The organism is Streptomyces sp. NBC_01669, assembly GCF_026339735.1.
Lineage (GTDB): Bacteria > Actinomycetota > Actinomycetes > Streptomycetales > Streptomycetaceae > Streptomyces > Streptomyces yanii.
In genome coordinates this window covers 402,829-425,619 of the sequence record NZ_JAPEQG010000002.1, presented here as the reverse complement: position 1 = coordinate 425,619, position 22,791 = coordinate 402,829, and the positions used below count along the sequence as shown (strand labels likewise).

At 68.8% G+C, this 22,791-nt stretch carries 17 protein-coding genes and 4 pseudogenes; 13 read left to right on the top strand and 8 right to left on the bottom strand.

Going from position 1 to position 22,791, the window contains the following annotated elements; all coding sequences use genetic code 11:
* Nucleotides 1-255 precede the first annotated feature (255 nt).
* From OG972_RS42720 to OG972_RS42695, 6 genes and pseudogenes are all read left to right on the top strand, one after another.
* Nucleotides 256-699: pseudogene (locus tag OG972_RS42720) on the top strand (integrase); the annotation flags it as partial.
* Between the two features lie 377 nt (nucleotides 700-1,076).
* Nucleotides 1,077-3,407 (top strand): plasmid pRiA4b ORF-3 family protein, encoded by a 2,331-nt coding sequence (locus OG972_RS42715; protein WP_266991718.1) that lies wholly within the window; start codon nucleotides 1,077-1,079, stop codon nucleotides 3,405-3,407.
* 77 nt (nucleotides 3,408-3,484) lie between these two features.
* Nucleotides 3,485-6,334 (top strand): DEAD/DEAH box helicase, encoded by a 2,850-nt coding sequence (locus OG972_RS42710; protein ID WP_266992962.1) that lies wholly within the window; start codon nucleotides 3,485-3,487, stop codon nucleotides 6,332-6,334.
* On the top strand, nucleotides 6,331-7,623 hold the full coding sequence (locus OG972_RS42705; protein ID WP_266991716.1) for an SWIM zinc finger family protein: 1,293 nt from the start codon (nucleotides 6,331-6,333) through the stop codon (nucleotides 7,621-7,623). Before OG972_RS42710 ends, OG972_RS42705 begins: the two co-directional genes overlap by 4 nt.
* A gap of 37 nt (nucleotides 7,624-7,660) precedes the next feature.
* Entirely contained in the window at nucleotides 7,661-8,242 is a 582-nt protein-coding gene (locus OG972_RS42700; RefSeq protein ID WP_266991714.1) for a Uma2 family endonuclease, read from the top strand.
* A gap of 289 nt (nucleotides 8,243-8,531) precedes the next feature.
* Complete coding sequence (locus OG972_RS42695; RefSeq protein WP_323135993.1) at nucleotides 8,532-8,885, top strand: transposase; 354 nt, start codon at nucleotides 8,532-8,534, stop codon at nucleotides 8,883-8,885.
* Nucleotides 8,886-8,944: 59 nt separating this feature from the next.
* Here OG972_RS42695 and OG972_RS42690 read toward each other — a convergent pair whose 3' ends face one another.
* Nucleotides 8,945-9,184 (bottom strand): Smr/MutS family protein, encoded by a 240-nt coding sequence (locus tag OG972_RS42690; protein ID WP_266992960.1) that lies wholly within the window; start codon nucleotides 9,182-9,184, stop codon nucleotides 8,945-8,947.
* A gap of 345 nt (nucleotides 9,185-9,529) precedes the next feature.
* Here OG972_RS42690 and OG972_RS42685 point away from each other — a divergent pair, with 345 nt between their 5' ends.
* Nucleotides 9,530-10,252, top strand: coding sequence for an SMI1/KNR4 family protein (locus OG972_RS42685; protein ID WP_266993058.1), 723 nt, complete (start codon nucleotides 9,530-9,532; stop codon nucleotides 10,250-10,252).
* Nucleotides 10,253-10,380: 128 nt separating this feature from the next.
* Here OG972_RS42685 and OG972_RS42680 read toward each other — a convergent pair.
* Nucleotides 10,381-10,473, bottom strand: a pseudogene (locus tag OG972_RS42680) (pentapeptide repeat-containing protein); the annotation flags it as partial.
* Between the two features lie 55 nt (nucleotides 10,474-10,528).
* Here OG972_RS42680 and OG972_RS42675 point away from each other — a divergent pair.
* Together OG972_RS42675 and OG972_RS42670 are read left to right on the top strand one after the other, a co-directional pair.
* Nucleotides 10,529-10,639 (top strand): annotated as a pseudogene (locus OG972_RS42675) (IS5/IS1182 family transposase); the annotation flags it as partial.
* A gap of 215 nt (nucleotides 10,640-10,854) precedes the next feature.
* Complete coding sequence (locus tag OG972_RS42670; RefSeq protein ID WP_266991712.1) at nucleotides 10,855-11,769, top strand: IS982 family transposase; 915 nt, start codon at nucleotides 10,855-10,857, stop codon at nucleotides 11,767-11,769.
* Between the two features lie 64 nt (nucleotides 11,770-11,833).
* Here the strand turns inward: OG972_RS42670 and OG972_RS42665 are convergent, their stop codons facing one another.
* The 5 genes and pseudogenes from OG972_RS42665 to OG972_RS42645 form a co-directional block, all read right to left on the bottom strand.
* Nucleotides 11,834-12,373 (bottom strand): GNAT family N-acetyltransferase, encoded by a 540-nt coding sequence (locus tag OG972_RS42665; RefSeq protein WP_266991711.1) that lies wholly within the window; start codon nucleotides 12,371-12,373, stop codon nucleotides 11,834-11,836.
* A 268-nt stretch (nucleotides 12,374-12,641) separates the two neighbouring features.
* Nucleotides 12,642-13,037, bottom strand: coding sequence for a contact-dependent growth inhibition system immunity protein (locus tag OG972_RS42660; RefSeq protein ID WP_266991709.1), 396 nt, complete (start codon nucleotides 13,035-13,037; stop codon nucleotides 12,642-12,644).
* A 342-nt stretch (nucleotides 13,038-13,379) separates the two neighbouring features.
* Nucleotides 13,380-14,777, bottom strand: a pseudogene (locus tag OG972_RS42655) (IS1380 family transposase); the annotation flags it as partial.
* Nucleotides 14,778-14,809: 32 nt separating this feature from the next.
* On the bottom strand, nucleotides 14,810-16,594 hold the full coding sequence (ltrA, locus tag OG972_RS42650; protein ID WP_266991707.1) for a group II intron reverse transcriptase/maturase: 1,785 nt from the start codon (nucleotides 16,592-16,594) through the stop codon (nucleotides 14,810-14,812).
* Nucleotides 16,595-17,613: 1,019 nt separating this feature from the next.
* Nucleotides 17,614-17,742, bottom strand: a complete 129-nt coding sequence (locus tag OG972_RS42645; protein ID WP_266991705.1) for a hypothetical protein — start codon at nucleotides 17,740-17,742, stop codon at nucleotides 17,614-17,616.
* Between the two features lie 5 nt (nucleotides 17,743-17,747).
* Here OG972_RS42645 and OG972_RS42640 point away from each other — a divergent pair, with 5 nt between their 5' ends.
* The 3 genes from OG972_RS42640 (at nucleotide 17,748) to OG972_RS42630 (ending at nucleotide 19,877) form a co-directional block, all read left to right on the top strand.
* Nucleotides 17,748-18,332 carry a DinB family protein gene (locus OG972_RS42640; protein WP_089014494.1) on the top strand — a complete coding sequence of 195 codons (585 nt, stop codon included), beginning with the start codon at nucleotides 17,748-17,750 and terminating at the stop codon, nucleotides 18,330-18,332.
* 36 nt (nucleotides 18,333-18,368) lie between these two features.
* Nucleotides 18,369-19,195, top strand: a protein-coding gene (locus OG972_RS42635) for an IS5 family transposase (protein WP_266992958.1) whose coding sequence is annotated in 2 segments (ribosomal slippage) — nucleotides 18,369-18,725 and nucleotides 18,728-19,195 — 825 coding nt in all. Because the reading frame shifts where the segments join, the coding sequence is not laid out codon by codon here.
* A gap of 325 nt (nucleotides 19,196-19,520) precedes the next feature.
* Nucleotides 19,521-19,877, top strand: coding sequence for a hypothetical protein (locus tag OG972_RS42630; protein ID WP_266991700.1), 357 nt, complete (start codon nucleotides 19,521-19,523; stop codon nucleotides 19,875-19,877).
* A 31-nt stretch (nucleotides 19,878-19,908) separates the two neighbouring features.
* Here OG972_RS42630 and OG972_RS42625 read toward each other — a convergent pair whose 3' ends face one another.
* Nucleotides 19,909-21,105, bottom strand: a complete 1,197-nt coding sequence (locus OG972_RS42625; protein WP_266988933.1) for an RNA-guided endonuclease TnpB family protein — start codon at nucleotides 21,103-21,105, stop codon at nucleotides 19,909-19,911.
* 551 nt (nucleotides 21,106-21,656) lie between these two features.
* Here OG972_RS42625 and OG972_RS42620 point away from each other — a divergent pair.
* The gene (locus tag OG972_RS42620; protein ID WP_266992956.1) at nucleotides 21,657-22,754 is read left to right on the top strand and encodes a MerR family transcriptional regulator; all 1,098 of its coding nucleotides are present in this window, start codon (nucleotides 21,657-21,659) and stop codon (nucleotides 22,752-22,754) included.
* Nucleotides 22,755-22,791: the final 37 nt, after the last annotated feature.

Sequence of the window (22,791 nt, the reverse complement as noted above, 5' to 3'; positions counted from 1 at the left end):
GGGCCGGTCGCGAGCGCGAGCGCGGGCCGCACACACCTCGCTGACCTCGGGATTCACGGAACTCCGGCCTTGAAAATCCTCGGCCCTGCTCTTTAGACCCAGTTGGTTACTCCTTCAACCAGGGGCTCCCTTATCGCCGAGATGCCCGACGCTCCTGCCAGCTCGGTGCGCCAGGCCTGTGCGTGCCGAGAATCTCGTCCGCGCAGGTCATCCCGCTTGCGGCCGTTGCCAGTTGCCACGGCATGATGACCACTCGTGCTCCTGCGTCTCGCCTATCTGAGCGTGTCGAATGCCTTCGCCGCGCTCTGGCTGCTCCCGATGAGCGACCGCGCCAAGGACGTCGAGATCCTGGCCCTACGCCACCAGATCGCGGTCCTTGAGCGGCAACTCGGTCCCAAAAGGGTGAGGTTTGCCCCCGAGGACCGGGCCTTCCTCGCCGCGCACTTGGCACCGCTGCCGCGCCAGGTGCTGCGTCGTCTCCGGCTTCTGGCACGTCCGGACATGGTGCTGCGGTGGCACCACACCCTGGTGAAGCGGCGGCACGCCCGCATCCGCCGCCCCAAGCGGCCCGGACGGCCGCGTACCGTCCGCTCGATCCGGGCGCTGGTCCTGCGCCTGGCCCGCGAGAACAGCGGCTGGGGCTACCGCCGTATCCACGGGGAACTGGCCGTGCTCGGCATCACGGTCGCCCCGTCCAGCGCCAGCGGGCTCAGACTCAGCCCAGCGGCCGCCTGGCGGCCCTTCGTCATCGCGTGTGCAACATCGGCACCGTCAAGGCTCTGGTCAAGCAGGGTAACCGACACGCCGTCAGCATTCTCGAGCATGCGACCGGTCTTCACGTCCATCAGACATCCCTTCTGGAGTGTTTCGACCCAATATGATCACCTCTCCTGCCAGGACTCGAGCTCAGGCACAAGGTGCGGTTCGTACGCAAGCCGGCTGGGGGAATTCCGTCGGGCGGCCGGGCCGTTGGCTCAGAACTGCAAGAATGGCCGTGTCAGCCGTTCGGCGTACGGCGGCGGTATACGGAGGTGTTCCGGCGCATACGCCTCCGAGTAGTGGGAAGCCCTCACGCCATGACCGCCCAGCGCAGCTCCGTCGAGCGAATCCCTCCCGTTCACCAGCTCAAGGTCAGTCTGGAAGGGATGAAGCCGCCGGTGTGGCGGCGGCTGGTAGTGCCATCGGACGTCACGCTGGGCTCGCTGCATGACGTGATCCAGGTGGCGTTCGGCTGGGACGACATGCACCTGCACGCCTTCGAGGATCGCCTGGGCCAGCGATACGCCCCGCCGGAGGACCTCGACCTCCCCGTCTTCGACGAGGAAGAGACCGTCCTGGCAGATGCTCTGCCGCGCACCGGCAACCGTATGGACTACACGTACGACATCGGTGACGACTGGCTGCACCGGATCACGGTGGAGGCGGTGCGCCCCGCCCAGGAGGGCGAGGGGGAGCACGCGGTGTGCGCGGGCGGGCGCCGGGCCATGCCCCCGGCCGAGGACCTTGGTGGCGTATGGGGGCTGGCCGGGCTGCTGGACCGGTACGGGGACGGGGAGCGCCCGAGCGCCACGGTCGTCCGGCGCGGCGGTGAGGAGTGGGTGGAGTACGACGGCCTGCACGACGAGGTGCTGGCGGGCCTGTACGAGGAGGGCTTCGACCCGGCTGCCTTCGACCCCGCCGAGCTCACCGGGGCGCTCGCGCAGGTGCCGCTGCGCCGGGCGGCGGGCCCTCGGCGGAAGAGGCGCGCCGGGCCGGGCGGGCGCCAGACTCTGCCGGGGACGTACCGGTGCGAGTGCGGCGGTCTGCACCCGGTACCCGGCGGCGCGGGGCCGCTCGCCGAGGACGACGGGGCGGTTGGAGAGGCGTCGCTGTCCGATGTGCTGGGCGCCGTGGGCCTGCGGCTGCCGGCCGTGCGGCTGCCCGGCGAGGGGGATCTGGCCCGCGTGGTGCGCGAGGTGCCCGCCTTCATGGCGGCGGTGCGGCTCGGGCACTGGTGCGACGGCGGGCGGGAGCTAACGCCGAAGGGGCTGCTGCGGCCGAAGCTCGCCCGGCGGGCCGTGGAGGAGGCCGAACTGTGGCGCATTGACCCCGACGAGTGGGGCGATGCCGAGGAGCGGGCCGCGCGGCTGGCGAAGGTTCGAAGCGCGGCTGACATGGAGCCGCTGGATCTGCCCTGGGAGTGGTCGCTGAACTGCGGGTTCGTCGAGGTGGAGGGCAATCGTGCGCGGGCCGGCGGGGAACTGCCGGACGAGGGCGACGACATGGCGCTGCTGGCCGCCTGGCAGGAAGGCGTGGCGGGCGCGGCGGTCGAGCTCTCCCTCACCTTCCCCGCGATGGGTGGTCTGCTGGGCGAGCCGGCGCCGCTGCGGGAGCTGACCGACGAGGCCCCGCCGCTGGTGTTCCTGATGCTGCTCGCGGCGTACGGGCTGCCAGACGGGGAGTGGCTTGATGTCGCCGCCTTCCTCACCGACGGTATGGAAGGGCTGCCGGAGGGCCCGGCCCGGCGGCTGGTGCGGGCGCTGCTGACCGAGCAGTACGACGATACCGCCGGAACGCTGGAGCTGTTCGGCGCCGCCGAACGCGAAGGCCACGAGCCTCCCCCAGTGCCCGAAGCGGCCTGGGAGGTACCCCCAGTCGGGGACGTCGCCCTCGCTCTGCTGCTCGACGGCCTCGACGGCGGTGGGGAGGCCGCGCCGTCGCTCGGCCGTTTCCGGCTCACCGCGCTGGGCCGTTCCGGACTGCGCATGCTGCTGGTGGCGGCCGGCGTGCCGGCACCGGTGATCGGCTCGCTCGCCCAGGCGGACGCCCGTACACTGCTGGTCGCGCTCGACTCATACCCCTCCGAGGCGGATGCGGCGGCGGAGGTGGCGGGCTGGCTGGCGGCCCGCTCCGCGGCGGACGCGGCGGTGCAAGTGGTGGACGCCTGCGACGGTACGGAACCCGGCGACGCGCTGCGCCGCCTGCAGGCCCCGCGGGTGCTGGCCGCCGTGCTGGAGGCGGACCGCACCGGGCGAGCAAAGGCGGTGCTGCGTAAGGCGGCGGTCTCGAAGGTCACCGGCTGTTCGCACGCGGCGGCTTCGATGCTGCGTCGGATCGGTGAACCCGCCGAGGGGGAGGACGCGTGGGGTTTGGAGTGGATGCTGGTGGACGGTGCGCTGCCATTCGTGGGTGCCGGCGAACAGGCGCTGCGCGAAAGGCTGCTGGCGGGCCCCGAGGGTGGCAGGCGTCCGCTTGATCAGGTGGCCGAGCACGCCGACGACCTGTGGCGGGCCGGCCACCCGCACGCCGGCGAGGTGCTCGGTGCGCTGGCCGACGCCGTCAAGTCCCTCGACAAGGCTCTGGCCAAGCGGCTGCGGAAGGCCGCGTTCAAGGCGGGGAGTGCGAATAACGCGGGGAGCGCCAAGTGAGTCTTCTCGTGAGGGAGATCGACGTCGAAGCCGGGCCGCTCGCCGACCCCGCTGCTGTCGCCTGGGCGCGCGAGCACCTGGCCTCCGGCAGTTGGGCCGCCGTGTTCGTGCCGGCCGAGCCGGCCCGGCTCGGCCGGCTGGTGTTCTACCGGCCTGCTACCGAGGCACGCCGCGTGCCTGCCCAGGCCGCCGCGCCGGGGGCAGTGGAGCGGGTCCGGCTGCCGCTGGTCCTGCCGCACGGCGGCACAGTGCGTACCCGCACTGTCGAGGGGTGGGCACTTGGTGCCGGCGATGCGCTCGCCCTTCTGCTCGGCCTGCCCGTCTCCGGTGTCCATCCGTCGCTCGCCGCGTGGGCAGCCGTCGCCCGCCGCGCCCTTGAACTGCTCGGCGAGGGGCGTCTGTATCCGGCACTGACCTCTGACACGTACACCACCTGGCGCTTCGGACCGCTCGGGGCGCGGGGCAAGCGGGACCTGGACGCGCTGGCCGCCGTGCTGCCCCCGTACGCCCACAACCTCCCCGCGCCCGCGGCGGACGACGACCGGATGGTGCGCATCGCTGAACCGGCCACCTTGGTGCGGGAGTTCTGCGACGCGCTCGCCGACACCCTGCCGCGCACCCCGGCCGCCGTCTGGGCCGTACCGGGCAACCCGTACGCCGACCGCGCCACCGCCCTGCATCCGCGTCTGGCCGAGTGGGCGGCCGAGGCCGCCGCCGAGCGGGCCGCGCAGGTGAGTGTGGAGCTGCGGGTGGAGCCCCCGGCCGGGCACCGCCGCGCCTTCCGGGCCGTGCTGCAGCTGCGCACCGCGGCCGACCCGTCCCTGGTCCTCGACGCCGCCGAGCTGTGGGCCGACCCGCACCGTGCGCAGCGCCTGCTCGGCCCGCATGCCGAGGCCGAAGCGCTGCTCGCGCTGCGCCGCGCCGCCCGCGCCTGGCAGCCGCTGAAGCGCCTGCTCGCCGAGGCCGCCCCCAGCGCGCTCCGGCTCGACGACGAGGAGGCCATGGAGCTGCTGGGGGACGCCACCGACGTGCTGCGCACGGCGGGTGTGCGCGTGCACTGGCCACGCGAGCTGGTCAAGGCCCTCCAGGCGCGGGCGGAGATCGGAGCGGCCACCGCGCCCGGCGCGACCGTGGACACCCTGCTGGGCCGCGACGCCTTGCTTGATTTCTCCTGGCATGTCGCACTCGGCGGCCAGAGGCTCACCGAAGCCGAACTCGACCAGCTCGCCGAGGCCCGCCGCCCGCTGGTCAAGCTGCGCGAGCAGTGGGTCGTCGCCGACCCGAAACTGGTGGCCCGCCTCAAGCGGCGGCGCGACCGCGAACTCGCCCCGCTGGACGCGCTCCAGGCGGCGCTGACCGGGGAGGTGGAGTGGAACGGCGAGCGCGCCGCGGTGGAGGCGGCCGGCGCTTTCGGTGAGCTGGTCGCCCGGCTGCGCGACCCCGAGGGGCGTACCCCCGTCCGGACACCGGAGGGCCTGACCGCCACCCTGCGTGGCTACCAGCAACGGGGCCTGGCCTGGCTGGCGGACATGACCCGTCTCACGCTCGGCGGGATCCTCGCCGACGACATGGGCCTCGGCAAGACGATCACCCTGCTCGCTCTCCACCTGCACCGCCAGGGGCAGTCCGACACCGCGGGCCCCACCCTGGTGGTCTGCCCGACCTCCCTCCTCGGCAACTGGCAGCGCGAGGCCGCCCGTTTCACCCCCACCGTCCCGGTGCGCCGTTACCACGGCCAAGAGCGCACCCTCGACCACCTCGCCGGGGACGAACTCGTCCTGGTGACCTACGGCGTGCTGCGCCGCGACCGCGAGCGGCTCGCCGCCGTCAAGTGGTCGCTCGTCGCCGCCGACGAGGCCCAGCACGTCAAGAACCCGTACGCCACCACCGCCCGCGAACTGCGCGCTGTGCCCGCCCGCGCCCGCGTCGCCCTCACCGGCACCCCGGTGGAGAACAACCTCTCCGAGCTGTGGGCACTGCTCGACTGGACCACCCCCGGCCTGCTCGGCCCGCTGTCTGCCTTCCGCGACCGCTTCGCGAAGGCCATCGAGCGCGGCGCGCTCGGCACGGACGGCGACGAGGAAACCGCCGATCAGGCACGGCAGGCCGCCGAGCACCTCACCCGGCTCACCCGCCCCTTCCTGCTGCGCCGCCGCAAGTCCGACCCCGGCATCGCTCCCGAACTCCCGGCCAAGACCGAGACCGACCACCCCATCGCCCTCACCTGCGAGCAGGCCGCCCTGTACGAGGCACAGGTCCGCGAGACCATGGCCCTCATCGAGAAGGCGGACGGCATCGCCCGCCGCGGCTTGGTGCTCAAACTCCTCACCGCGCTCAAGCAGATCTGCAACCACCCCGCTCACTACCTGCGCGAGACCGGCCCGCTGCCCGGCCGCTCCGGCAAACTGGAACTCCTCGACGAACTACTCGACACAGTGGTCGCCGAAGGCGAGAGCGCCCTGGTCTTCACCCAGTACACGCAGATGGGCAAGCTCCTTCAGCGGCACTTCGCCGACCGCGGCATGCGCGCCCGCTACCTGCACGGCGCCACCTCGGTGCCACATCGCGAGGGCATGGTCGATGCCTTCCAGCAGGGCGAGTTCCCCGTCTTCCTGCTCTCCTTGAAGGCCGCCGGGACCGGCCTCAACCTCACCCGCGCCACCCATGTGATCCACTACGACCGCTGGTGGAACCCGGCCGTCGAGGACCAGGCCACCGACCGCGCGTACCGAATCGGCCAGGATCGCCCCGTACAGATCCATCGGCTCACCGCCCAAGGCACCGTCGAGGAAAAGGTCGCCCGCCTGCTGGGCGCCAAGCGCGCCCTCGCGGACCAGGTCATCGCCTCCGGCGAGTCCGCCCTGGCCGAACTCTCCGACGCCGACCTCGCCGAACTCGTCGTACTCTCCAAGGAGTTTCAGGCATGACGCCCGCACGCAGGGCTCCTGCCCGCAAGGCCCCACGCACCGGCACCCGCGCCTTCGCCGCCACCTGGTGGGGCCAGGCCTGGGTGGACGCCCTGGAGGCATCCACCCTCGACGCCGGCCGCCTCTCCCGCGGCCGCACCTACACCCGCAAGGGCATGGTCGGCCCGGTCACCGCCGCCCCCGGCCTCCTGCGCGCCGAGGTCGAGGGCAGTAACCCCTGGCCCTACGCCGCCGCGGTGCACCTACGCGTCCTCACCGACGCCCAGTGGAACACCCTCCTCGACGCCATCGCCGCACAGGCCGGCCGCACCGCCGCCCTCCTCGACGGCGAGATGCCCGCCGACCTCGTCGACGACGCCCGCGCCGCCGGAGTCCCCCTGCTGCCCGAGCCGAGCGAACTCGACCCCGAGTGCTCCTGCCCCGACTGGGGCTACCCCTGCAAGCACGCCGCCGCCCTGTGCTACGCCACCGCCGCCCACCTCGACGACGATCCCTTCTGGCTCTTCACGCTCCGCGGCCGCACCAAGGACGCTGTCCTCAGCGCGCTGCGCACCCGCCGCCAGGCCCTCACAGGCACCACCTCACAGACCGACGACGCACCCCGCGGCCAGGGCGTGCTCGCCCGCGACGCGTTCGTCTCCTTCAGCGGCGTCTTCAGCCCACCCGCCCCCGAACCGGTCGAGGCCTCGTGGGGTGAGCCCGAGACAGCCCCTTCCCCGCTCACCACCGAGCCCCCGCCCGGCGCCCCCTTCACCCTCGACGACCTCGAAGCGCTCACCCGCGACACCGCTCAGCGGGCCCGTGGTCTCGCCGCCGGGCACACCGCCTCGCTCACCGGAACCCCCCTCGAGGACGCCGTACGCCTCGCCGCGAGCGGCGTCGACGAGGACTGGTTCCACCGGCTCGTCCGTGCCACCGGCCTGCCCGCGACCGACTTCGCCCGCCTGGTCCGCGCCCGGTGCCACGGCGGACCCGCCGGCGTCGCTGTCGCCCGCGCACCTCTCACCCCCGACCCCGCCGCGATGGCCGCCGCCCGCACCGCCCTCTTGGACCCCGACAACGCCGACGGTGTGGACGCCGCCGCCCGCACGGTGCGGCTGCGCGCCTGGCGCAACCGCCTCACCGCCGACAACGAAGGCATCCAGATCCGCCTCGGCCCCGACAACCGCTGGCACCCCTACATCCGCGAAGGCCACGGCACCGCCGCCGCATGGTGGCCCTGCGCCCCCGCCACAGCCGACCCCGTCGCCGCTCTCGTCGCGGCCCGCACCGCCGCTACGCGGAACTGACGGATTAAGCTGACCAGAGCGCCCGAAGGAGGACACGATGACGACCGCATGGGACGCGCTCCCGTCCTGGATGCTGCCGCCCCGGCCGAGTGGGTGGGAGGCCGATGACCTCGACAACGCACCCGCCCTCCCGCGACACACCGAGCTGATCGATGGAGCGCTGATCTTCATGATGTCCCCGCAGCGGTCCTGGCACGCCCGCGTCGTCACCCGGCTTACGACCGCACTGGACGATCAGGCTCCCGAGGGATTCGAGATCGACCGGGAAATGACGATCAAGCTGAACGAGAAGAACCGGCCCGAGCCCGACGTCCTTGCTGTCACGGTCCCATACGACCCGAACCGCACGCGCTACCTCCCCGACCAGGTAGCCCTCGCCATCGAAGTCGTCTCGGATGAGTCCGCCGACCGTGACCGGTCGCTGAAGCCGTTCAAGTACGCGCAGGCGTGTATTCCGCACTACTGGCGTGTCGAGGAGGAAAACGGCCTCCCCGTCATCCACACGTACGAGCTGGACAACACCACCCGCGCCTACGTCGCCACCGGTATTAACCGCGATCGCATAAAGACAGCAGTCCCTTTCGGTATCGAACTCGACTTGCCCCGTCTCGTTCGCTGATCACAGTGGCGTTTGGCATCCTGTGGGACTCTGTCGCTCGATTCTGGTGAGTGCCTGACGTGTGGGGTTGTGCGGTGTCATGGTGGTGGGGTCTGGTCTGTTCGCGGGGAATGCCCCACCCTCGGCCTCGGAGAGGTCCAGGGCCGCCGCGATGTCCCGGCCGCCGACCTCCAGCTGCTCTACCAAACCGCCTACATCCTGCTCAGGGACACCGGCCGCTGCCCACTGGAGATGCTGCGGGAATGTCTCGTTCTTGCGCAGGTAGGCCAGGGCGAGCAGGGCGCGCTGGCTGGGCCGCAGCTTGCAGGACTACCGCGACCTCATCGTGCGGGCGCACAATCAGCTCAAAGGCCCCATCGTCCTGGTCTGGGACAACCTGCGCACCCACCTCATGCCACAGATGAAGGACTTCATCGCCGCGAACGAGGACTGGCTGACGGTCTTCCAATTCCCCTCCTACGCACCTGACCTCAACCCGCAAGAGGGCATCTGGTCACTGGTGAAACGGACTATCGGCAACCTCGCCGCCGCGAACCTCGACCAACTCGCCACCGCCGTGAAGCGCAGCCTCAAGAAAACCCAGTACCGACCGCACCTCATCGACGGCTGCCTCATAGGCACCAGCCTGACCCTGACCAGCTGACACGATCAGACCCTATGGCGTTCGGGCGTGAGGCCGTTCTCCCATGGGGCGGCCCGGTCTTACGACTTGAGGTGGACTACGACTCTGCCGTCGTTGGTCGGGTCTGTCTCGAAGCGTTCGTAAAGCTTCTTGATGTGTGGCTGGTTGAGGAACGCGAGCACGCGCTTCTTCAGTTTTCCCGAGCCCTTGCCCGGAATGATCTCCATCGTGGTCTCGCCGCTGCGCGCTGCCTTGAACATGGCCTGACGCAGGGCCAGTTCGATGTCCCGGTTGTTGCGGAAGATCGGGTGCAGATCCACGGTGAGCAACGCGCAGCCTCCTGTTGTGTTCCGGCCACGCGAAAGGCCGCAGCTTGTCGGCCAAGGCTACGCGGCGCCGTCCGAGCACCGGCCCCCGTTCCGATACGTCACCGGCCCCTGCCCGGGGGTGGGTGGTTGTGTGTGGTGCGGGTGGCCCTGTCCCTGGTGAGACGGTGACAGAGGCAGGGCCACCTAGGGTCGGTGATCGCTACCGCCCGAGATCGTGGCGGTACACGCGCACGGTAAGCAGGAGCTAAGAGGCGATGGCGCTCATCAAAAACGGCCAGGGCTGCTTGCGTTTCCCCGGACCGTTGTGCGTTCAACGGAGGCGGTAGCGTCTGCACCATGCCGGATGCTTTTGACGTGTCTGCGGTGCTGCGAGGCGGAGTGGATGGCCGCTCCCGCGCCTGGGACTTCGTGCGACGCTTCGCCGACGAGTGGATGGGTCGCCCATTGCAGGCCGAGGACGGCTACACCACGGCCGAACTGGATGCTGCGGAGGCCGAGCTGGGATTCGAACTCCCCACCACGCTGCGGGAGGGATACACGCTCTTCGGCCGTCGGAACGACTTGACCAGACAGCAGGATCCCTTGGTCACACCGGTAGGGCTCTACGTCGACGAGGGCTTCGGCGGCGTCTTGGTCTTCCGCCGCGAGAACCAGGACTGCGCGTCATGGGGGATCCCCCTGGACGAAATCGAGCAGGAGGATCCACCCGTGGTGGTGGAGTCGCACGAAGGCTGGCTCCCCTTCTTCGACCGCATGTCCGTGGCCTGGGTGGAGCTGGTACTGAGCGAGTCGCTGTTCGCGCCGGGAAGGCTCTACGACGCCTGTGAGCTGCCGAACACGCTCCTGCCGAGCCTGCAAGCGCACTACGCACGAGTCGACCTGCCCGACCATCCGATGTGGGCCGGCGCGGACGACTCACCCCTGCACTGGTACGCAGCCCCCGGCCGACTGCTGCGCCGTGACGGCCTGCTCGACCAATGCTGGATCCACGCGCGCGGAAGGACGGCTGCCGACCTTGAGATGATCCGCGCTGACCTGGCAGGCCCGTGGGTCGGCTGACTGGTGGTTCGCCACCAGACTGAGGAATCACGGCGAGCAGGTCTGGGGGAACGGGTGAGCGGCACCTGGCCAGATTCAGAGAGCGCCATCACCGACACCCGCGCCGGCACGCCGGTGTTCACGCTCCCGAACACGGCGCCGGTCAGATCGGTGTCGCGCAGGTCAGCACTCCGCAGATCGCATCCTGAACCGCCCTGGCTCGAATAGAGATTCGATTTCATGAAAGGATCGAGTCATGGCACGACCTTCCTATTATCCGCTTGAGCTCCGCCGTTGTGGATCACCGCCCATCGGCGCCTCGGCAGGGACTACGAGACCAGTCCGGCCCACGCGGAGTCCATGATCCGCTGGGCGATGATCGGTGTCATGGTTCGCCGTCTCACCCGCGGCTGTCCCGCGAGGCGGCCGGCCCGCGCCCGCGCCCGCTCGTACGACAGCCCTCGTTGGCTGCGTCCACGAGAACGGACAGCGCTTCGGGAGGCGTTCGGCCGTCTCCGCCTGGTGAGATATTCACGAGTTTCAACAGCGCTGGGCTCCGTCCTAGATGATCGATTCCAAGGGATCGCCTGCGCGCATAGAAGGAGGGAGTCCAACGTCAGTGTGTGAAGACAGAGTTGGACTCCCTCGCGACCGCACTCTATGTGAAGACCGACGACCTGTTGAAGGATTCGCCGCAGTTTGCCCCGTGGCGGCCGGCCGTGGGCATTGCGCCGCAGCTCAGCGATGCCGAGCTGGTGACTTTGGCGATGATGCAGGCCATGCTCGGCTTCACCTCCGAGGCCCGGTGGCTGCGGCACGCCCGCGCCCACCTGCGGCACCTGTTCCCCTACCTGCCCCAGCAGCCCGGCTACAACAAGCGGCTGCGCAAGGCCGCCGAGCTCATCCGGTACGTCACCCGCGCGCTGGCGGTCGACACCACGTTGTGGACCGACGATGTGTGGGTGGTGGACTCCACGCCCGTCGAGTGCGGACGCTCCCGCGAGACCGTCAAACGCTCCGACCTGGCCGGATGGGCCCAGTACGGCTACTGCGCCAGCCACAGCCGGTTCTTTTGGGGACTACGGCTGCACCTGGTGTGCACCCTGCGCGGCCTGCCCGTCGCCTTCGCCCTGACCGGCGCCAAGGCCGACGAACGCGAGACCCTGCTGGACCTGCTCACCGTCGAGCCGCAGCTCATCGACGAGCGTCCCGGCCAGACACTGATCGGCGACAAGAACTACTTCGGCCGCGAGTTCGAGCAGCAGCTGGCCGAGCTGGACATCCGGCTGCTGCGGCCAGCCCGCAAGGGCGAAGGCGAGCGGGCCGGATCGCAGCTGTTCAAGCCGCTGCGGCAAGTCATCGAGTCGATCAACGAGACCTTCAAGGGGCAACTCGACCTCGAACGCCACCGCGGTCGCACACCCGCAGGCGTGGCGGTCCGCGTCCTGCAGCGCATACTCGCGCTCACGGCCGCCATCTGGCACAACGACCACACAGGCCAGCCGGTCATGCGCGCACTGACCGCATACGACCACTAAAGCCCTTGGAATCGATCATCTAGCAGTGCTGTCGAGTTGCGGATCCGCACTGCCGAGCACGAGCTCAATCGGACGGCGTGACCGGGGACCACATGCCGAGCCACTGCTCGGCGCCCCAGGCCTCGAACCGCTCTACCTCAGTGAACCCCAGCTTCGCCGCGAGACGCATCGAGCCGACGTTGGCGGTCTGGGTGGTGAGCACTACCGGCTCGCCGGGAAGCACGCCGGCGAGCCAGCCGAGTGCCGCCGCGCACGCCTCGGCGGCATACCCGAATCCCCACGCCCGCGGCAGGAACAGGTAGCCGAGATCGGCCTTCCCCGCGGCAGCCGGGCGACAGTGCCCCGTTGCTCTCCTGAGCAGGATCTGGCCGATCATCGACCCGTCGAGATCAACGACAAAGCTCCCGGGCCACCGCTCGGGCACCCCGGACATCTCGCGCTCAAGCTCGTCACGCGGCCGGGGGCCGCCGAGGTAGGTGTGCACCTCTGGCGAGGCGAGCAGCTCGATGAACGCCGCACGGTCCCGGGCCTCGGGCTCACGGAGCACGAGCCTCTCGGTCCTGATCGGGGCAGGTGGCCAGGCGACGGGCCCGAGCTCAGTCATACCGGCCAGCCAATCAGCAGGCTCGGCAGCGATCAAGACTCGCGGACCGATCAACCCATCGGCCCGGGCCCCACCCCCGCCAACGGGGCCGGGCCCTACAAGCGACGCCTGCCAGGGGCGAGATGCCTCCCGTTCTCGTGAACATTGACTTCGGCAGCGGCGGGCCGCCTCCCGAAGTGCCGTACATCTGCTGTCGGGATTCGTGAATAGAACCACCTCGTAAACGGTGCCCCCACCTGGGCACCTGCAGGGCGGTGCCGCTGGCGTGCTACAGAGTCAGGAACCGCTCCACCTCGTGCTTGAGGTTCGGTGTCAGATCGCTCAGGTCCGAGACGATCAGGCGAAGCTCACGCCCGAGCTCGGGCGACTTGCTCCAGATCTCTGGACTCCTGGTCAGCACCGCGTCCAGCAGATCACCCTCGTACATGTGACCCTCCGCCATCGGATCCAGCCGCAGGACCTCCAACGCCAGTGGCAGGAGATAGGGCAGGCCCTCGTTCTGCCTGATCAGCAGCCTCATGTCCTCAACTGTCAGCTCGCCGATCGGCTTACGCCGAAGCGCGTGCGCGGTCGCCACAAGGCGAGTCGCGTCGCCCGACGGGACCGGCCAACGGTCGTCCTCCAGCTCCTCAAGGGAGCGGTCACGGTTCAGGGGTCGAGTCACCGAGGGATCGTCCCATGCCAAGGGTCCGAGACTTCCTGTGCTGACGTTCCGCCGTTTCGCCGGATGCAGGAAAGGCCGGACCTGGGCCGGCGGGCCTTTGTGTATGTGGTCCGAGCTGTACGAGCCGGGCAGCACACAGAGGCCGCAAAGCACTCAGATTCAGCCCGGATCCACCGGCTCACTTCGCGGGTGATCATTTCTGGTGGTCCGGGTCGGTGTGTCCGGCTGCGGGCATGAGGTGGCCGCTGGTCTGCCCAGCATTTCCACGGGTCCACAGCTCTCGGGCCCTCGCGGGCGGGTCGGATGGCGGCTCAGGCAGCCGATGGGGTCGTGCACGGTCCTGAACAGGGCCTCGAAGGCGTCCTGGTAGGGCCAGCGTTCGGGCAGGTGGAGGGTGAGGTGTCGAGCCGAACGGGCCAGCCGGGCGGGCACGTTGATCAGACGGTCGCGGATGGTCGCGCAGGTGGCCTTGGCGTGGAAGGTGCCGGCGAGGGTTCCGCAGGCGCGGGTGAGGTTGAAGGCCAACGCGGCCAGCGCCAGCCAGGCGGAGTTCGCCTGGAAGCTCCCCGAGGGGGCGTGCGCGAAGGGGCCGTTCTTCAACTCCGCGATCACCTGTTCCACGATCGCGTGCCGCCGGTGGTCGGCCTCGGCGTCCACCAGCGGCAGGCGGGTGTCGGTGAACGCGGCGTGGTAGCGCCAGGCCGTGAACAGCTCGCCCTGCCCCTCGGGCACCGCCGCCGGGTTCAGGCGCTTGACGCGGCGCACGATCAACCGTGCGGTGACCTGCTGCTTCTTCGGCTTGGAGGCGAACGCGGTGTACTCGACCTCGGCGATCTCGGCGTCGGATATCCAGCGTTCCTCCTCGCTGTCCCACACTGCCTGGGGGTACTTGATCGGCCTCCAGGCGTCCTCGCCGATCGCTGCGATGGCCGCTTTGATCGAGGCGTTCATTCGCACCGTCACGGAGAACCGGACGTCCAGGGCCCGGCAGGCGGCAATCACGTCGGCGGCGTAGTAGGCCGAGTCCGCCCGCACGATCAGCGTGCCGGCCACGCCGCAGGCACGGGCGGTGCGGATCGCCTCGGCGGCGAACGAGCCCGCCCCACGCACGGAGTTCACACCGCCCCGGCGCAGGCGGGTGGCGGCGATGACCGGGGCGGCGAGTGGCGTGGAGAGCGTCGCGATCAGCGCGTTCAGGCCCTTGACCTTGTTGTATCCGTAGCCGACGCCCTGCTTGGCATAGCCGTGGGTCGGCTTGATGGTGTCGTCCAGATCGAGGTAGGCGACCGTGTCCATGCCGGGCAGCAGCGGGGTATGTGCGGCCAGGCGTGGCAGGAACCGGCGGAAGACGGCGTGCAGTTGCTTCACGTGCCCGTGGGTGAAGGACCGCAGGAAGCTGCCCAGCGTGGACGGTGCCCGCACCCCGGTGAACAGGCGCTTCATCGCTCCGTGCCGCAGCCGGTCCATGTCATCGATGCTGTCCGCGCCCGCCGCCATCCCGGCGATGAGCGCCATCACCTTGGCCGCGGGGAAGGAACCGGTGCCGTTCTTCGAAGCCGGCAGGCGCACCCGCTCGGCGACCAGGCCGGGAAGCCCGCACCGCTCGGCCGGGCGCACCAGCGGAGCCAGCCCGCCGTACGCGATCAGATTCGGATCATCGAACCGTGCGGAGACCCTCGCCGTGGCGTGGGAAGATTGGTCGGGTAGCGGGGATGCATTGCTGCATCCCCGCCCCCTCAGAACCGGGCGAGCGAGTTTCCCCGCACCACGGCTCAAGCAAGCCCCACGGGCTTCGCAGTAGCACTGTTTCCCCTGCCACGACGGCCTGTGAGCCGTTGACGGCAGTGGGTGTGCACAAGTTGGAGCGCTTCATCCTTCGCGTCGAGTCGCCCCTCGCCGGTAGCCCGGACTTTCCTGACTGACCTGCGAGTTGACGCCTGCCATGCTTCCCATTCCTGCGGGCTGCGTGGCTGGTCGTCGGCGTGCAGGAGCCGTTCCTTGCAGAGCGGACAGAGTCCGCGCTGTTCCCGGGCAAGGCGGAGGGTCTCCTTGTCCAGCGGAAGCGGTTTTCTGCTGCGACGCTTGGCCCAGTACTCGGAGAGGGCAGCATCGTCGGGAGACGCCGCCCCTGCGACCAACTGGTGCCGGACGATTTGCGTCCAGACGAAACGGACCATGTAAGCACCGCTGTTGCGGTCCCCAAAGACCCATCGATCGTTTCTGGACGGGTTGAACCGGTCGAAGTATTGGTTGATCACCCAGCTCTTCGACTTGTTCGGGTGCGCGCGAAGTGCCCACTTGTAGGTGACCCGCCACAGATGATGATCCACCAGGGCGAACACCTCTTTGGACACCACGCTCCGGTAATAAGCGGCCCAGCCCCGCACAATCGGGTTAATTTTGCGGAGCACCGCGATGGCGTTCGTCCCGTGCAGGGCGCTCATCTCGGTGGTGAGCCGGTCCCGGATCCGTTTGACCGCCGTGGCGCTGGGTTTGATGAGGAGCTTGCCGTTGGGATACCGGCGAATGTTGAACCCCAGGAAGTCGAATCCAGCATCGATATGCGTGATCCGGGTCTTGTCCTCGTTGAAGGCAAGACCTCGGGGTCCGAGCCAGTCGGCCAGCCGTGCCTTGACCTGTTCGGCCTGGTCACGCGTGTGACACAGAGCGACAAGATCGTCGGCGTACCTCACCAGCACCACGGAGCCCGGGACTGTCCGCGCAGCATTACTGCCGAGCGTCGAGTATCTGACTCCGGCGGCTTCCTCCAGCCCGTGGAGGGCGACATTCATCAGCACGGGACTGATCACCCCACCCTGAGGGGTCCCCTCTTCGGTCGGGTGCAGCCCATTCTTGTCGATCACACCTGCCTTGAGCCATTGCCTGACGAGGTCCTTGGCGGGGAATCCGTCGAGCTGGCTGAGCAGGTGAGCGTGATCAATCCTGTCGAATGCCGCTTTGAGATCCGCATCCAAAACCCACTGGCGCTTTGCGTGTTTTCCGTTCAGCGTCCAGTAGATGGCCTCGATTGCGTCCTGGCAGCTGCGGCCCGGCCGGAACCCGTACGATCTGGGCTCGAAGCGGGCTTCCCACTCGGGTTCCAGTGCATTCTTGGTCCGCATCTGGTGGACGCGATCCAAAATCACGGGAATCCCGAGCGGACGCTGCCGTCCATCGGGCTTGGGGATGTACACACGCTTGACCGACAGTGGTGTCCAGGACTTGCGGGTCCGATCCGTCTGCTCGGCGAGCCTGGCCCGGGCCGTGGAGGTCAGAGCAACCTCCCCGTCCACCCCTGCGGTCATGCGGCCAGCGTTGATCTGTGCCACCCTGCGCACGCTGGTCAGCGTGTTGGCACGGCTTCGCAACATCAACTTTTGCAGGGACCTGACCTTGGCCCAGTCCCCGTCCTGCGTCGCCTTGAAGATTCGCTGCCGCAGTCGTCGTACGTTGTCCTCCTGGGCCCGCCAGTTCACGGTGTCCCAGTTGAGGCGTCCGTCCTCCGGTCCGTTCACTCCGAGAGCCGCCATCGCAAGCGCGAACGCGTGTCCCGTCATCGTGTCTAACTTGCCCTTCGGTTCCGACTCCTGTGACCGGTCGTCTTCAAAAGCTCACCTGATCCACGTCAGCACCCTTTCGGGTCCGGGCATCGGCCCGTATCCGGCCAGTTATCCGGGACGGCTTCGGGAGAGCTCGGCCGCGATGCCCCGTTTTCCTGCTGCCTTTCGGCCTGCCGGCGTTCGCTTCTTGGACCATCCTGTTCCCGCCGGGGAGATCAACGTCCCTCACGGTCGGTCCACCTGCCGTTCCCACACGGCAGGACCCCGACGGGGTTTCCACGTTCCGCTGGTCCAAGACACAGCCGGGTAGGGCGCCCTCTCTCCCCCAGAGGCGACGGTGTTCACACGGCTGGTGAGATGCCCCCAGCCGCCGTCTGCCACTTCTCAACGGCCAGCCTCTACACCCCGGTCCAGCATCCATCACCCGAAGCTCACTTTGACGAGGGGTCATCGAGGATTCACTCGCGTTCGCCCGTCCGGCTTTCCCCTCACCTGTGACATCCGGATGGAACGGATGTCCTTGGGCTTGAGCCCTGAGCTTCGCACCCTGCCGTTACCAGCAGCGCACGTCAGGGCGGGGACAGGTCTTGAACACTGACCTGGGGCTACGTCGTCAACTTCATCGCCCCTCCCATGGACGAACCCACTTGCCACCAGCGACTTCGTGTCGCACCATCTCGGAAGTGCCCTCGTGGTCGTGCGTGCTGGAAGCCTGAAGAACTCCCATCATCGCAGGTCACAGGGCACTTCCTCGTTCCCGGCAACATCACCGCCGCACATCAACCGGTGGATCCGGGTTCAGTGAGGAGAGCGACGCACGACCTCCGGCTCCCTCGCGTGCGTCCCACCTGCATGTTTTCAATCCTTCGTGATGCCGGCGCCCAGTTTCTCGGAGCCGCGGCCTTCGCCGCAGCGGCAGCGCTCGCAGCTGGGCCGCGCGGCCTGGAGGCGGCGGCGCCCGCCGGGCGGCGGGGACAACATCGAGACCGGCGACTAACAATTACTTAGAGGTTGTCTCACGTGGCAAGTTTCGCGAGCTTCTTGTAGCAGGTCAGGGCGGCGGCAATGGCCAGGCCTCGGCTCTGCCAGTCGTTGCGGACCACGTACGGGATCTTGAAACCACGAGCAGCCCATGGCAGGCTCATGCCGCATGATCGATGAATTCGCGAAAGACAACCTGCACGGGAGACTGCGGCGGGACCGCAAGGCGCTGCTCTGGAAACTCGACGGCTTGTCCGAATACGACGCCCGCCGACCTTTGACAGCGACCGGGACCAACCTCCTCGGCCTGGTCAAACACGTGGCCACCGTCGAGGCCAGGTACTTCGGCGAGGTCTTCGACCGCCCTTCCCCGGAACCGCTGCCCCGGTGGCAGGACTCCAACGGCAGCGATCTGTGGGCGACCGAGGACGAGACCCGCGATCAGATCATCGGGTTCTACCGGCGCACGTGGGAACACTCGGACGCGACGATCAACGAGCTTCCCCTCGACGCCCCCGGCCACGTGCCGTGGTGGCCGGAGCCTTATGCCGACACGAACCTGTTCGCCATCATGGTCCATGTCCTCGGCGAGTCCATCCGGCATGCCGGGCACGCCGATATCCTGCGCGAGGGCCTCGACGGCCGGACCGGGTTGCGCGCCGAACACGAGAAGCAGATCGACGAGGAAGCCCGTGCAGCCTACTGCGCGAAGATCGAGCAGGCCGCCAGGTCGGCCGCACCAATCAAGGCTTAGAGGTTATCTCACGTGACTTGATGTTCGTGCGGCATGATGCCGGTCGTGGGTGCTGATCTATCGAAGCGTCTGGTTCCTGATGAACTCTGGGAGCTGGCCGCCCCGTTGCTCCCGTCGTTCGCTGCTCGTCCGCAAGGTGGTGGGACCGCTCCGTGTGACGAGCGGGCCGTGTTCACGGCAGTGGTGTACGCGCTGACCAGCGGCTGTGCCTGGCGGCATCTGCCGCCGACGTTCGGCACGTCGCCCGCCACCGCGCATCGCCGCTTCACGGTATGGACCGAGGCCGGCCTGTGGCGTCGGCTGCACCGGGCGGTGCTGGACGAACTCGGGGCCCGGGGCGAGGTGGACTGGACCTCGGCGATCGTCGACGCGGCCTCCGTTCGCGCCAAAAGGGGGGATCGCTGACCGGGCCGAACCCGGTCGATCGCGGCAAGAAGGGCAGCAAGCTGCACGTGCTGTCCGATGCCCAGGGCATCCCGCTCGCCGTCGCCGTGTCCGGCGCGAACATGCACGACAGCCTCGCCCTCAAGCCGCTCATCCGCGGCATACCCGCCGTCCGGTCCCGCCGGGGACCACGGCGGCGCCGACCCGTCAAACTCCGCGCGGACAAGGCGTACTTCTCCGCCGAACACCTGGCCTGGCTGCGCGAGCGCGGGCTCGTCGCGCGCATCGCGCGGCCCGGCATCGAGTCCGGCGAACGCCTCGGTCGGCACCGCTGGAAGATCGAACGGTCGATCGCTTGGCTCTTCGGCTACCGCCGCCTCACCGTCCGATACGAACGAAAGGGCTCGCACTTCCTCGCCTTCCTCGGCCTGGCCGCCGCCCTGACCTGCTACAAGAAGCTCGCGAAACTTGCCACGTGAGACACCCTCTTACTTCCTTCTTTCTCGGAGCTATTTAGATGTCTGCACCGCATTTCGTCATCCGGCAGACGACAAAAAGAGTTGTCCGCGAGACGACACCAACTGTTCGGCCCGACGCCGAGTACAACCGGCTTTACGCCTGGCAGCATCTGGCCGCCCTTCAGGCCCCGACCGGCTGGACCGGAGAAATGGGAAAACGGACCGGGCTCCTGTCCCCAACCGGCACGCTGGGGGAGATCGCCGTAAGTACGACGAAGTCACCACGCTCGTCGAACTCGACGCGACCGACGACCTCACCGAGACCGACCTGCTCGCGAGCCTCCTCGTGATCCGAGCACTGCGCGAGAAACTGCTCGAGGACGAACGCCGCTTCATCGTCGCGGCCCGACGCAAGAGGGTCACCTGGGCGCGCCTGGCGGACGCTCTGGAACTGCGCAGCCGACAGGCCGCCGAGCGCCGCTACCCCCAGCTGCGCACAGATATCGACAAACTCAACGGCTCTGCGCTGACCCAGCAGGCACGCATCGAGTACGCCCGCGACCAACGCGACCGGCTCGCGGAGCGGGCCTGGGCGGTCAACAACGCCTCCGAGATCCGAGAGCTCGCCGAACGGCTGCTGAACGTACCGGATCTGCAGGACCGGGCCGATCGCTCCGCCCGCCAGCGCACAGAGAACTCTTGACATCCTCCCCCTCGTGAACGAGGGGGATTCCTCACTTCGCAGTGAAGGTTTCCTGCTTCGCAGCAAGTTGCCCCGTCCGGGAGGACTCCCGTTGAGGTCTTACACCCGCTCCACAGGCCGTAACCGCCAGCCCGGCGGCCAGAATGTTGCGTGCCGCGTTCACATCGCGGTCATGCGTGGTGCCGCAGTCGCACGTCCACGCGCGGACGTTCAACGGCAGTTTCTCCCGGATGGTGCCGCACGCGGAGCACAGTCTGGTGGAGGGGAACCAACGGTCGACGGCGACCAGGTTCCTTCCGTACCAGGTGCACTTGTACTCCAGCATCGAGCGCATGTCGGTCCAGGCCGCGTCCGAGATGGCGCGGGCGAGACTCCTGTTCCTGACCATGTTGCGGACGCTCAGGTCCTCGATCACGATCGTTTGGTTCTCACGAACGAGCCGAGTGGTGAGCTGGTGCAGGAAGTCCCGGCGCCGGTCGGCGATCCGGGCATGCACCTTGGCGACCTTGACGCGGGCCTTGTCCCGGTTGCGGGAGCCCTCCTCCTTCTTCGCCAGGACCCGCTGCGCCCTGGCCAGGCGTGCACGGTCTTGGCGTTCATGGCGTGGGTTGGTGACCTTCTCCCCGGTGGACAGCGTCACGAGGCTGGTGATTCCGGCATCGATCCCGACCGCCGTATCCAGCCTCGACAGGGGCTTGACGGACGCGTCCTCACACAGCATGGACACGAACCAGCGGCCCGCGCTGTCCTGGGACACGGTCACCATGGACGGCTCCGCCCCCGCCGGGAGCGGCCGGGACCACACGATCGCGAGCGGGTTCCTCATTTTCGCGAGCGTCAGCACACCGTCGCGGTACGTGAACGCCGACTTGGTGTACTCGGCGGAGCGGCGGGTCTTCTTCTTCGACTTGAACCGGGGATACTTCGCCCGGCCCTCGAAGAAGTTCGAGAACGCCCCTTGCAGATGCCGCAGCGTCTGCTGCAACGGCACCGACGACACCTCGGACAGGAAGGCCAGCTCGTCGGTCTTCTTCCACTGCGTCAGCATCGCCGAGGTGGCGTTGTAGTTCACCCGCTCCTGACGCTGGAACCACGCCACCGTGCGGGCTTCCAACGCCAGGTTGTAGACCTTGCGGACACACCCGAACGTGCGCGACAGCTCCGCTGCCTGCTCGTTCGTGGGGTGGAAACGGTACTTGAACGCCCGCTTCACCAGCTCGGTCTTCACATCTCACAAACTATCAGATCCGTTCGTGAACACCGAACGGCCAGAACGGATACGCACCCGGACTCCGCCGCTTCGCGGCTACGGGCCAAGGATGCGTTTCCTCCCCGAGCTGAAGCACGGGGTATCCACGCAAGGAATTTGGGATGAAACCGCGGTGCGCAGCGCTGAGCAGGCTGGAATGCCGCTGCCGGAGAAGGCGGCCAGCACCGCCTGGCCGAGCAGGCTTCGAGACGCCTTCGACGCGGATGCCGCACTACAGGAGGCACCGGCAGTGCCAAGGTGCCTCCAACCTCAATCCCGCCCGCCTGAAGGCGACACGGGGCGCCAACGCGATCCATCAGCTCTCCGGACTCCTGGGAAACGCCGCGAGCCCCGACAACGTCGACCTCACCGACCAAGGAGACCTCGGCCCCGCCATCACCGCCCGGACCGAGCGGAAGCAGTCACCTCGGACCGCTGCTTCGCGTTCGGCTCTTGCTGCCGCGAGTGAGGCTCTTGACCCTCACGTGGCGTCAGGCTGCATAGTCGGTGCCGTGGAGGATCACTGGACCGTGGGACGCGTGGCCGAGCTGGCCGGCGTGAGCGTCCGCACGCTGCATCACTATGACGAGATCGGGCTCGTGCGTCCGTCGGCGCGGACCGCGGCCGGGTACCGGGCCTACTCGGCGGGCGACGTGGAGCGGCTTAGGGAGGTGCTGGCCTACCGGCGGCTGGGCTTCGGTCTGCGGGAGGTTGCGGAACTGGTTGGCGACTCGTCCACCGACGCGGTCGCGCACCTGCGCCGACTGCGCGGCCTGCTGCTGGAGCGGCGTGATCGCGCTGATGCCATGGTGGCGGCCATCGACAGGGAACTTGAGGCACGGGCGAAGGGACTGAAGGTGACACCGGAGGAGCAACTGGAGATGCTCGGTGCACGGCTGTACGACGCGATCGGCGGCGCTTACACCGCGACACGGCGCACCGAGCCGCGGATCGCCGCGCAGATCTTGGACGCGCTCGGGGACGCGCAGACGGTGCTGAACGTCGGGGCCGGCACCGGCTCCTACGAGCCTGCTGATCGCGACGTGACCGCGGTGGAGCCCTCGGCGGTCATGCGGGGGCAGCGGCCTGCCGGCTCGGCGCCGTGCGTGGCCGCTGCCGCGGAGAGCCTGCCGTTCGAGGACCACTCCTTCGACGTCGCGATGGCCGTCTCCACCGTTCACCACTGGGGCGACCCGATAGCGGGGCTGCGCGAGATGCGGCGCGTGGCCCGCCGAGTGGTGGTGCTCACGTTCGACACCGACGAGCCCGGATGGCAGGACCGGTTCTGGCTTACCCGCGACTACCTGCCCGAGTTCGCCGCCGTCCTCGCAGAATTTCCGTCGCTCGCTGGGATGGCCGACGCGATCGGTGCCCGCGCTGAGCCGGTGCCCATCCCGTGGGACTGTGCTGACGGCCTGTTCGAGGCGTACTGGCGCCGACCGGGGGCGTATCTGGAGGATCACGTGCGCCGTGCGATGTCAGTGTGGACGAGAGTCGGGCCGGAGGCCGAGCAGCGAGCGGTGCGAAGCCTCAGCAACGACCTCAACTCTGGCCGGTGGGCCGAGCGCAACAGCGACCTCGCCGACCTCGACGCGGCAGATCTCGGCCTCCGCCTGCTCATAGCTTGAATGGACGCCGGTCGCGGTCCTTGACCCGGCGCCCGGC